We start from the raw sequence: 11,761 nt of genomic DNA on the forward strand, positions 1-11,761 counted from the left end.
GGCCGAGGGTGTCGCCGGGCGTCAAGTTCGCCGACGCCGAGCTGCTCGGCGTACCGCTCGTGGTGGTCGTCGGGCGCAGGACCCGGTCGGTCGTCGCGGGGGCACCCCGGCGGCGGCCGGCACCCGCGTGCCGCGCGACGGCGCTGCACCGCGCACGGGGGCCCGCGAGGCCGGGACTCCGGGCAGCACGCCGCGCGGCTCCGCGGCCCGCGGCACCACCACGCGGGGCACGACGACCCGCGGCACGACGACCCGCGGCACGACGGCCCGCGGCACGACGCCCCGTGCGGCGTCCACGCGCGGGACGACGGCCCGCGGCACGGCGACCCGCGTCACGGCGCCGCGCAGCGCGCGCACCGGCGCCGCGACGACCCGTCCTCCCGGCGGACCCGCCCTGCTCCGGCTGGCCCCGGCCCGGCCGGTGCAGCCGGCGTCGCGGGGGCGCGTCCTCACGCTGGCGCTCACCTTCGCGCTCCTGCTCGTGCTGTTCGCCGGCCGGCTCGTGTACGTGCAGGTGCTCAAGGGCCCCGAGATCGCCGAGCAGGCGCGCGCGGCGCGCATGACGAGCTACCAGGTCCTCGGCGCCCGCGGCGAGATCACCGACGCCGACGGCGTCGTGCTCGCCACGTCGGTCGAGCGCTACACGATCGCGGTGGACCAGACGAAGATGGCGACCTACCGCGCCCGGGGCTCGGACGGCGAGGACGGCCCCGCGGGCGTCGCCGCGCGGCTCGCACCCCTGCTCGGGGCGAACCCCGCCGAGCTCGGCGGGCGTCTCGTGGGCGAGCGGACGTTCGTGTACGTGCAGAAGAACGTGCTGCCCGAGGTCGCCCGCGAGATCCGCGCGCTGCGGATCGACGGGATCATGGTCGACAAGGTCGCCGACCGCGTGTACCCCAAGGGCGCGGTGGCCGGCAACATGCTCGGCTTCGTCAACTCGTCGGGCCACGGCCTGCAGGGGCTCGAGCTGACGCTCGACGAGCGCCTGCACGGCGCCCCGGGGCACGAGAGCTTCGAGCGCGGCCGCGGCGGCCAGCCGATCCCCGGCGGCGTCTCGGAGGGCACGCCGGCCCGGACGGGCGACTCCGTGCGGCTCACGCTGAAGTCCGACCTGCAGTACAAGGCCCAGGCGGAGCTGGAGGAGCAGGTCGCCGCGACGGGGGCGACCGGCGGCGCGGTCGTCGTCATGCGCCCGAACGGCGAGATCCTCGCGCTGGCCGACTCGGGCTCGATCGACCCCAACGACCCGGGGGAGCAGGGCGCCGGGGCGCTCTCGGCCGCGGTCACGCAGGTCTTCGAGCCGGGCTCGACGAGCAAGGTCGTCACGATGGCCGCCGCGCTGGAGCAGGGCCTCGTCACGCCGACGGACACGTTCGAGGTCGGCGACCGCTGGCAGACGCCGCACGGCGAGACCATCAAGGACTCCCACGACCACCCGGTGCAGCGGCTCACCGCGACCGGGATCTTCGCGGAGTCGTCGAACGTCGGCACGATCCTCATCGGCGAGCGGCTCACGAAGGAGCAGCGGCACCAGTACATGACGGCGTTCGGCTTCGGCTCGCGCACCGGCATCGAGCTGCCAGGCGAGTCGCCGGGCCTGCTGCGCACCCCCGACAAGTGGCAGGGGCGCGACGAGTACGCCGTGCTGTTCGGCCAGGCGGTGTCGGTCAACGCGTTGCAGGCGGCGAGCGTCTTCGCGACGATCGCGAACGACGGCGTGCGCGCCGAGCCGCACCTCATCGCGGGGTGGGAGTCGCCCGACGGGACGTTCCACCCCGAGGCGCAGCCCGAGGGGACGCGGGTCGTGTCGTCCGGCACGGCGGACGCCGTGCTGTCGATGATGGAGAGCACCGTCGTGGACGGCACCGGCTCGAGCGGGGCGATCCCCGGGTACCGCGTCGGGGGCAAGACCGGCACGGCGCAGAAGTTCGACCCGGCGGGCTACACGTCGTCGTTCATCGGCGTGGCGCCGGTGGACGACCCGCAGGTCGTGACGGCCGTCATCCTGCACGACCCGAAGACGTCGATCTACGGCGGCACGGTCGCCGCGCCGCTGTTCAGCTCGCTGACGCAGTACGCCCTGCAGCAGCTCGGCGTGGCGCCGTCCGGGGTGCCGGCGACGCTGTACCCGACCACGTGGTGACGACCGGCCGGGGTAGATTCCTCCCCATGACGTCCCCCCTGGGCCGGCTGCGCCCCGAGCACCCGCCGGTCCGCAGGGTCGGCGCCCTCGTGTCCGCGCTGGGCCCGTCCCTCGGGCTCTCCCTGGCCGACGCGGCGGGGGAGGACGTGACCTTCGGCGGCGTCACGATGGCGAGCCGTGACGTGGTGCCGGGCGACCTGTTCGTCGCGGTCCCCGGGCTCAAGGTGCACGGCGCGCGGTTCGCCGGCGACGCGGTCGCGGCCGGCGCCGTCGCGGTGCTCACGGACGCCGCGGGCGCGGAGCTCCTGCGGGACGTACCGGGCGCGGACGCCGTGCCCGTGGTCCTCGCCGGCTCGCCGCGCGCGGTCGCGGGCCCCGTCGCCGCGTGGTTCCACGACGAGCCGGCGCGCCGCCTCGTCACCGTCGGCGTCACGGGGACCAACGGCAAGACGACGACGACCTACTTCGTCGACGCGGCGCTGCGTGCCCACCACGCCCGCACGGCCGTGCTGGGCACGGTCGAGCTCCGGATCGGCGAGGACGCGGTCGAGAGCCCGCGCACCACCGTCGAGGCGCCCGTCCTGCAGGACCTGCTGGCCCTCGCGCTCGAGCGCGGCGCGACCGCGCTGACGACCGAGGTGTCGTCGCACGCGCTCGCGCTGGGGCGCGTCGGGGGCGTCGAGTTCGACGTCGTCGGCTTCACGAACCTGCAGCGCGACCACCTCGACTTCCACGGCGACATGGAGGGCTACTTCCGCGACAAGGCCCGCCTGTTCGCGGCCGGGCAGGCGCGGCGCGGCGTCGTCGTCGTGGACGACGCCTGGGGGCGGCGGCTCGCGGCGGAGTCCCCGGTGCCCGTCGAGACCGTCGCCACGCACGTCGGCGCGCCCGAGGCGGCCGACGCGGACTGGGCCGTCGTGTCGGCCGACATCGGGCTCGACGGCGTCGGCTCCCGGTTCACGCTGCGCGGGCCCGACGGCGCCGAGCACGAGGCGGCGAGCCCGCTGCCCGGTCTGGTGAACGTGTCGAACGCCGCCCTCGCGGTCGTGCTCGCGCGCGCCGCGGGCGTGCCGCTGGACGTGGCGATCGCCGCCGTGGGGGCGGCGCACGCGATCCCGGGCCGCATGGAGCGCGTCGTCGAGCGCGGCGACGGGTGGCCGCTGTGCCTCGTCGACTACGCGCACACGCCCGACGCGCTGGAGCTCGCGCTCGCCGCGGTGCGTCCCATCACGCCGGGGCGCCTCGTCCTGGTGCTGGGCTCCGACGGCGACCGCGACCAGGGCAAGCGCCCGATCATGGGCGGCGTCGCGGCGCGCCTCGCCGACGTCGTCGTCGTCACCGACGAGAACCCCCGCTCCGAGGACCCCGCCGCGATCCGCGCGGCGATCCTCGACGGGGTGCGGGACGTCCGTCCCGACCTGGCCGACGTGCACGAGGCGACCAGCCGCGCGCAGGCCATCCGCGACGCCCTCGCCCTCGCCGGTGACCGGGACACGGTCATCGTCACGGGCAAGGGCCACGAACCGACCCAGGAGATCGCCGGGGTGTTCCACCGCTACAACGACCGCGACGTGTTCCTCGCCGCCCGCGCGCAGGGGGTGCAGGCGCAGGACCTGCGGCTGCACCAGGATCAGGAGCAGCACGCGTGATCGCCCTCACGGCGGCCGAGATCGCGGCCGCGACCGGCGGAGCCCTGTCCGGCACCGCACCGGGGACCGTCGTCGCCGGACCCGTCGTCGTCGACTCCCGGGAGGTGCTGCCCGGCGGGCTGTTCGTCGCGCTGCCCGGCGAGCACGTCGACGGCCACGACTTCGCGGCGGGTGCCGTGGCGGCCGGGGCGGCGCTCGTCCTCGCCGCGCGCCCCCTCGACGGTCCCGACGGCGCCCTGCCGTGCGTCGTGGTGCCCGACGTGGAGCGTGCGCTCGGCGACCTCGCGCGCGACGTGCTGGCCCGCCTGCGGGAGGCGGCCGTCGAGCCCGGCGGCAGCGGCCTGCGCGTCGTCGGCGTCACCGGGTCCGTCGGCAAGACGACGACGAAGGACCTGCTCGCGCAGCTGTGCGGCGCCGCGGGCCCCACGGTCGCCCCGGTGCGGTCGTTCAACAACGAGATCGGCCTGCCGCTGACGGTGCTGCGCGCCGACGAGGCGACGCGCTTCCTCGTGCTCGAGATGGGCGCGAGCGGGCCGGGTCACCTCACCTACCTCACCGACATCGCGCCGCCCGACGTCTCGGTCGTGCTCGTGGTCGGGCAGGCGCACCTCGGCGGGTTCGGCGGGATCGACGCCGTCGCGCGGGCCAAGGCGGAGATCGTCGCGGGGCTCGTCCCCGGCGGCACCGCGGTGCTCAACGCCGACGACAACCGCGTGCGCGCCATGGCGGTCGCCGCACCGGGCCCCGTCGTCCTCTTCGGCGCGTCGTCGGACGCGGACGTGCGGGCGGAGGACGTCACCCTCGACGCGCTGGGACGGGCGCGCTTCCGGCTGCGGCACGTCCCCACGGGCGAGGACCGCGAGGTCACGCTGCGCCTGGTCGGCGAGCACCACGTGCACAACGCGCTCGCCGCGGCCGCCGCGTCGCTGGCGGTCGGGCTGACGATCGACGAGGTCGCGACCGGGCTCAGCGCCGCCGACGCGCTCTCGCCGCACCGCATGCACGTCGTCGAGCGCCCGGACGGCGTCACCGTGGTCGACGACTCCTACAACGCCAACCCGGACTCGATGCGCGCAGCGCTCAAGGCGCTGGCGGTCATCGCCGGCCGCGAGCGGCGCTCCGTCGCGGTGCTCGGGGAGATGCTCGAGCTCGGCGACGAGCACCGGACCGCGCACGACACGATCGGCCGACTCGTCGTCCGCCTCAACATCGGCCTGACGGTCGTCGTGGGCGAAGGCGCCCGAGCCATCCGGGACGGCGCCAACCACGAGGGCTCGTGGGGCGACGAGGTGGTCCTGGCGGACGACGTGGAGAACGCCGCCGCCTTCCTCGAGCAGGAGCTGCGCCCCGGTGACGTCGTCCTCGTGAAGTCCTCGTACGGCGCCGGCCTGTGGCGGCTCGGCGACCGCCTCGTGGAGGCCGGCGCATGAGGGCCGTCCTCATCTCGGGCGGCATCGCGATGCTCGTCGCCCTGCTGGGCACGCCGCTGTTCATCCGCTTCCTCGTCAGGAAGCAGTACGGCCAGTTCATCCGGCAGGACGGCCCGACCGCGCACTTCACCAAGCGCGGCACCCCGACCATGGGCGGCGTCGTCATCATCGGCGCGACGCTGCTGGGCTGGCTCTGCGGCCTCCTGCTCACCGGCACGACGCCCAGCGCGTCCGCGGTGCTCGCGCTGTTCCTCATGACCGGCCTGGGCGTCGTCGGGTTCCTCGACGACTTCATCAAGATCTCGCGGCAGCGCAGCCTCGGGCTGTCGCCGTTCTGGAAGATCGTCGGGCAGGGCGTCGTCGGTGTCGTGTTCTCGGTCCTGGTCCTGCAGTTCCCGAACGAGCAGTTCCGCACGCCGGCGTCGACCCGCATCTCGTTCATCCGGGACACCGACATCGACCTCGCGTTCGCGGGCGCGACCGTCGGGCTGCTCCTGTTCGTCATCTGGGCGAACTTCCTCATCACGGCGTGGTCCAACGCGGTCAACCTCACCGACGGGCTCGACGGCCTCGCGACGGGCGTGTCGCTGATCGTCTTCGGCGCGTACGTGCTCGTGGGCGTGTGGCAGTTCAACCAGACGTGCCAGTCGGTGCTCACGGCCGGACCGCGGTGCTACGAGACGCGCGACCCGCTCGACCTCGCGGTCGTGGCGGCGGCCGTCACCGGCGCCCTGTTCGGCTTCCTGTGGTGGAACGCCAGCCCCGCCAAGATCTTCATGGGCGACACGGGCTCGCTCGCGCTCGGCGGCGCGCTCGCCGCGCTGACGATCCTCACGCGCACCGAGATCCTCGGCGCGATCATCGGCGGCCTCTTCGTCGTCATCGTGCTGTCGGACGTCATCCAGATCGGCTTCTTCAAGATGACCGGCAAGCGCGTGTTCAAGATGGCACCGCTGCACCACCACTTCGAGCTGTCCGGGTGGGGCGAGGTCACGATCGTGATCCGGTTCTGGATCATCGCCGGGCTGTTCGTGGCGCTCGGCGTCGGCATCTTCTACGCGGAGTGGGTGGCGGGCTAGGTGGACGCACGGTTCGACGGCCGCACGGTCCTGGTCGCCGGGCTCGGCGTCTCCGGCCGGGCGGCGGCCCAGGTCCTCACCGACCGCGGTGCACGCGTCGTCACGTTCGACGACCGGGCCGCGGAGGCGGACCACCACGACGTCGACGCGTTCCTCGCCGCCGACGGCCTCGCGGACGTCGACCTGGTCGTCGCCTCGCCCGGCCTGCCGCCGCACCACCCGCTGCTGGCCGCGGCCCGCGAGCGGGACGTGCCGGCCTGGAGCGAGGTCGAGCTCGCGTGGCAGGTCCGCGTGCCGCGCGACGGCGGCGCCGGCGAGGCCGCGCCGTGGCTCGCGGTCACGGGCACGAACGGCAAGACGACGACCGTCGGGATGCTCGAGTCGATCCTGCGTGCCGCGGGCCGCAACGCCCCGGCCGTCGGGAACGTCGGCACGCCCGTCGTGCTCGCGGCGGTCGACCCGCGGGTCGACGTGCTGGCCGTCGAGCTCTCGAGCTTCCAGCTGCACCTCACGCACTCGATGTCGCCGCAGGCCGCCGCCGTGCTCAACGTCGCGCCGGACCACCTCGACTGGCACGGGTCGCTCGAGGCGTACGCCGAGGCGAAGGGCCGGGTCTTCGAGCGCACGCAGGTCGCGTGCGTCTACAACGCCGCGGACCCGGTGACCGAGCAGCTCGTCCGGGACGCCGACGTGGTCGACGGCGCCGTGGCCGTCGGGTTCACGCTCGGCATGCCGGGCGTCGGCCAGGTCGGCCTCGTCGAGGACGTGCTCGTCGACCGCGGCTTCGCGCGGCTGCGGCACACGCACGCCGCCGAGCTCGGCACGCTCGCGGACCTCGCGCAGCTCGCGGGCCCCGACGGCGTCGTGCCGCCGCACGTCGTCCGCAACGCCCTCGCCGCCGCGGCGCTGGCCCTCGCGCACGGCGTCGAGCCCGTGCACGTGCGGGACGGCCTGCGCGCGTTCGGGCCGGGCGCGCACCGCATCGTCACCGTGGGACGCGTCGACGGCGTCGCGTACGTCGACGACTCGAAGGCCACGAACGCGCACGCCGCGGCGGCGTCCCTCGCCGCGTTCGGCGAGGGCTCCGTCGTGTGGGTGGCGGGCGGGCTCGCCAAGGGGGCGACGTTCGACGAGCTCGTCCGCGCGCGCCGCGACCGGCTGCGGGGCGTCGTCCTCATCGGCGTCGACCGTGCGCCGCTGCGGGACGCCCTCGCCCGACACGCACCGGATGTCCCGGTGATCGAGGTGCCCGCCGGTGACACTGAGCCGGTGATGACCCGTGCCGTGCAGGAGGCCCGCCGGCTGGCGGCCGGGGCACCCGCCGGGGTCCCGGTCACCGTGCTGCTCGCGCCCGCCAGCGCCTCGATGGACCAGTTCGCGTCGTACGCGGCGCGCGGCGACGCCTTCGCGGCCGCCGTGCAGGCACTCGGGGCGGACGGGGTGAGCCCGCGCGCCGACGGCCCGGAGGCCCGGCCGTGACGGCGACCGCCGGCCCCGGTCCGGCGGTCGGCACGCGGACGCCCGGCGGCGGCACCCCCCTCGCGGGACGCGAGCCGTCCTTCCTCGGTGCGTGGAACTCGGCCGTCACGAGCTACTACGTGCTCGTCGGCGCGAGCGCGCTGCTCGTCGTCGTCGGCCTCGTCATGGTGCTGTCGAGCTCGAGCGTCGAGTCGCTCGCCGAGGGGGACTCGCCGTACGCGGTGTTCCTCGACCAGGCGAAGTACGCGCTCATCGGGCTGCCCGCGCTGCTCGTCCTGTCACGGATGCCGGTGCGCGCGCTGCGCGCCGCCGCGTGGCCGGTGCTCGGTGCGGCCGTCGTGTTCCAGATGCTCGTGTTCACGCCGCTCGGCTGCGGTGCGGGAGGCAACCGCAACTGGGTCTGCCTGCCCGGGTTCTCCGCGCAGCCGTCTGAGACCGTCAAGCTCGCCCTCGCCGTGTGGCTCGGCGCCGTCCTCACGCGCAAGCTCGCGCTCCTGCACGAGTGGAAGCACGCGCTCGTCCCGGCCGTGCCCGTCGCCGGCCTCGCCATCGGCGCGGTGCTGCTCGGCCACGACCTCGGCACGGCGCTCGTCCTCGTCCTGCTCGTGGCGGGGGCGATGTTCGTCGCCGGCGTGCCGCTGCGCATCTTCGCCGTCGCCGGGCTCGTCGCCGCCGCGGGCGTCGCCGTGCTCGCGATCGGCAGCGAGAACCGCGTCAACCGGATCATGTCGTGGCTGTCCGCCACCTGCGACGTCACCAACGAGTGCTACCAGACGCTGCACGGCGGCTGGGGGCTGGCGACGGGCGGCCTCGGCGGGCTGGGGCTGGGGGAGAGCCGCGAGAAGTGGTCGTACCTGCCCGCGGCGCACAACGACTTCATCTTCGCGATCCTCGGCGAGGAGCTCGGGCTCGTGGGCACGCTGCTCGTCCTCGGTCTGTTCGCGCTGCTCGCGTTCGCCATGATCCGCGTCATCCGGCGGCACCCGGACCCGTTCGTCAAGATCACCACGGCCGGCATCTGCGCGTGGGTCGTCGGCCAGGCCACCATCAACATCGCGGTCGTCATCGGCCTCGCGCCCGTCATCGGCGTGCCGCTGCCGCTCGTGTCCGCAGGAGGGTCCGCACTCATCGTGACGATGGCCGCGCTCGGCGTCCTCATCTCCTTCGCCCGCTCCGAGCCCGGCGCCGCCGAGGCGCTCGCGGCGCGGCCCTCGGTGGTCCGCCGCTCGCTCGCGGTGATCGGACGGACCCGTGGCTGACGCGCCCGCCGTCCTCCTCGCCGGCGGCGGCACCGCCGGCCACGTCAACCCGCTGCTGGCGGTCGCCGACGAGCTGCGCCGCCGGCACCCCGACGCGCGCCTGTCCGTGCTCGGCACGGCCGAGGGCCTCGAGGCCCGGCTCGTGCCGGAGCACGGGTACCCGCTGGCCGTCGTGCCGCGCGTCCCGCTGCCGCGCCGCCCCACCGCGGACTGGTTCCGCCTGCCCGGCCGGCTGCGCGCCGCGGTGGCCGCGGCGGAGGAGGCGATCGACGCCGTCGGCGCGCACGTCGTCGTCGGGTTCGGCGGCTACGTCGCGACGCCCGCGTACCTCGCCGCCCGCCGGCGCGGGATCCCGGTGGTGGTGCACGAGCAGAACGCCCGGCCGGGCCTCGCGAACCGTCTCGGCGCCCGGGGGGCCGCCGCCGTCGCCGTCACGTTCCCCGGCACCGAGCTGCCTCGTGCCCACGTGACCGGCCTGCCCCTGCGGCGCCCCGTGCAGGACCTCGTGCACGCGCGGGCGACCGACCCGGACGGCGCGCGCCGCACCGCGGCGGCCGCGCTCGGCCTCGACCCCGGGGCCACGACGCTGCTCGTCACCGGCGGCTCGCTCGGCGCGGTGAGCGTCAACCGGGCCGTCGCCGGCGCCGCGGCGGACCTGCTCGCCACCGGTGCGCAGGTGCTGCACCTGACGGGCCGCGGCAAGGACGCCGACGTGCGCGCCGCCGTGGCCGACGTGCCCGGCGCCGAGCGGTACCACGTGCTGGAGTACCTCACCGCGATGGAGCACGCCCTCGCCGTGGCCGACGTCGTCGTCGGGCGTGCCGGCGCGGGCACGGTGTGCGAGCTGGCGGCGCTGGGGATCCCGGCCGTGTACGTACCGCTGCCCGTGGGCAACGGCGAGCAGCGCCTCAACGCCGCGCCGGTGGTCGCGGCCGGGGGCGGCGTGCTCGTCGAGGACGCGGACCTCACGCCCGACTGGGTGCGGGCGCACCTGCCGGTGCTGCTGGCGTCCGGCGACGCCGCCGAGGCCCGGCTGCGGATGGGCGCCGCGGCCGCCGGGGTGGGCGTGCGTGACGGTGCCGCCCGCGTCGTGGCGCTCGTGGAGGCGCAGCTCCCGGCGCACGTGGCGGCGTCCGTGGTGCCGGCCGGCGCCGCACCCGCCGACGGGCCGGCCGTGCCGCACCCGGGCACGCGCGCACCCGTGCCGCTGGTCGACCTGGGCCGCGTGCACCTCGTCGGCGTCGGCGGGGCGGGCATGTCGGCGATCGCGCCGCTGCTCGCGGCGCGCGGGCTGACGGTCAGCGGCTCGGACGCCCACGACGGACCCGCCCTCGCCGGCCTGCGCGCGGCCGGCGTGCGGGTGCACGTCGGCCACGACGCCGCGCACGTCGACGACGTCGACTCCCTCGTCGTGTCGTCGGCGGTCCGTGCGTCCAACCCCGAGGTCGCCGCGGCGCAGGCGCGCGGGCTGCCGGTGCTGCACCGGTCGGAGGCGCTCGCGTCGCTGATGGCCGGCCGCGACGCCGTCGCGGTCGCCGGTGCGCACGGCAAGACGACCACGTCGGCCATGATCGCGACGGCGCTCGTGCACGCGGGCGCCGACCCGGCGTTCGCGATCGGTGGCGTCGTGCGGTCGGCGGAGGGCACCCTCGGCGGGTCGCGGCACGGGGACGGCCCGTTCGTGGCCGAGGCCGACGAGTCCGACGGCTCGTTCCTGGCGTACGAGCCGCTCGTCGCCGTCGTCACCAACGTGGAGCCCGACCACCTGGACCACTACGGCTCGCGCGAGGCGTTCGAGGAGGCGTTCGTGCGCTTCGCCGCGCGCGTGCGCCCGGGCGGCCGGCTCGTGGCCTGCGCCGACGACCCGGGCGCGGCCCGGCTGGTCGCGAGCGCCCGGGACGGGCTGCGGCAGCGCGGCGCCGACGTCGTCACCTACGGGGTCGGGCAGGACGCGGACGTGCACGTCGGCGGGAGCCGCGCCACGGACGACGGCCGGTGGGAGGTCGTCCTCACGCCGGCCGACGGCACGGGCCCCGTCACGCTGCGGCTGCGCGTGCCCGGCGCGCACATGGCGCTCGACGCGGCCGCCGCGTGGTGCGCGCTGCGCCGCCTCGGCGTCGCGCCGGCCGCCGCGGCCGCGGGGCTGGACGCCTTCGCCGGCACGGGCCGCCGGTTCGAGGACCGCGGCACGGCCGCGGGCGTGCGGGTCGTCGACGACTACGCGCACCACCCGACCGAGGTGGCGGCGCTCCTGACGGCCGCCCGGCAGGTGGCCGGCGCCGGCCGGGTGCTCGCGCTGTTCCAGCCGCACCTGTTCTCCCGCACGCGCACCTTCGCGGCGGAGTTCGGCGCGGCGTTCGACCTCGCCGACGGCGTCGTCGTCACCGACGTCTACGCCGCGCGCGAGGACCCGGACCCCGCGGTGACGGGCGCCCTCGTGGCGGATGCCGTGCCGACGCCCGGCAAGGCGCGCTTCGTCCCCGACCGGGTCGGTGCGGCGCACGCCGTGGCGGCGCTGGCGCGGGACGGCGACCTCGTCCTCACCGTCGGCGCGGGCGACGTCACCGAGCTCGGGCCGGTCGTGCTGGCCGCGCTCGAGGAGCGGGGCACGTCCGCCGACGCCGGCGCGTCCGTGGACGGTGCGGTGCCGTGAGTCCCGACCGGCCGCCCGCACCGCGCCCGCGCCGGCCGGCCGGCCCGGCGCGGACGTCGCGTCCGGGCC

7 protein-coding genes and 1 pseudogene are annotated in these 11,761 nt (G+C 76.3%); all 8 read left to right on the plus strand.

Translation table 11 applies throughout. The features are described from left to right. Window positions 1-77 (plus strand): annotated as a pseudogene (locus AB6N23_RS14325) (His/Gly/Thr/Pro-type tRNA ligase C-terminal domain-containing protein); the annotation flags it as partial. 344 nt (window positions 78-421) lie between these two features. After that, window positions 422-2,143, plus strand: coding sequence for a peptidoglycan D,D-transpeptidase FtsI family protein (locus AB6N23_RS14330; protein ID WP_412866689.1), 1,722 nt, complete (start codon window positions 422-424; stop codon window positions 2,141-2,143). A 26-nt stretch (window positions 2,144-2,169) separates the two neighbouring features. Beyond that, complete coding sequence (locus AB6N23_RS14335; RefSeq protein ID WP_412866690.1) at window positions 2,170-3,792, plus strand: UDP-N-acetylmuramoyl-L-alanyl-D-glutamate--2,6-diaminopimelate ligase; 1,623 nt, start codon at window positions 2,170-2,172, stop codon at window positions 3,790-3,792. Next, window positions 3,789-5,222: a UDP-N-acetylmuramoyl-tripeptide--D-alanyl-D-alanine ligase gene (locus tag AB6N23_RS14340; RefSeq protein WP_412866691.1), complete on the plus strand. Its 1,434-nt coding sequence runs from the start codon at window positions 3,789-3,791 to the stop codon at window positions 5,220-5,222. Before AB6N23_RS14335 ends, AB6N23_RS14340 begins: the two co-directional genes overlap by 4 nt. After that, entirely contained in the window at window positions 5,219-6,301 is a 1,083-nt protein-coding gene (gene mraY / locus AB6N23_RS14345) for a phospho-N-acetylmuramoyl-pentapeptide-transferase (RefSeq protein ID WP_412866692.1), read from the plus strand. Before AB6N23_RS14340 ends, mraY begins: the two co-directional genes overlap by 4 nt. Further along, complete coding sequence (murD, locus tag AB6N23_RS14350) at window positions 6,302-7,780, plus strand: UDP-N-acetylmuramoyl-L-alanine--D-glutamate ligase (RefSeq protein WP_412866693.1); 1,479 nt, start codon at window positions 6,302-6,304, stop codon at window positions 7,778-7,780. Further along, entirely contained in the window at window positions 7,777-9,039 is a 1,263-nt protein-coding gene (gene ftsW / locus AB6N23_RS14355) for a putative lipid II flippase FtsW (RefSeq protein WP_412866694.1), read from the plus strand. Before murD ends, ftsW begins: the two co-directional genes overlap by 4 nt. After that, on the plus strand, window positions 9,032-11,692 hold the full coding sequence (gene murC, locus AB6N23_RS14360) for a UDP-N-acetylmuramate--L-alanine ligase (RefSeq protein WP_412866695.1): 2,661 nt from the start codon (window positions 9,032-9,034) through the stop codon (window positions 11,690-11,692). Before ftsW ends, murC begins: the two co-directional genes overlap by 8 nt. Window positions 11,693-11,761: the final 69 nt, after the last annotated feature.

Origin of the sequence: Cellulomonas pasadenensis, assembly GCF_047229365.1 — a bacterium.
Taxonomy (GTDB): Bacteria; Actinomycetota; Actinomycetes; order Actinomycetales; family Cellulomonadaceae; genus Cellulomonas.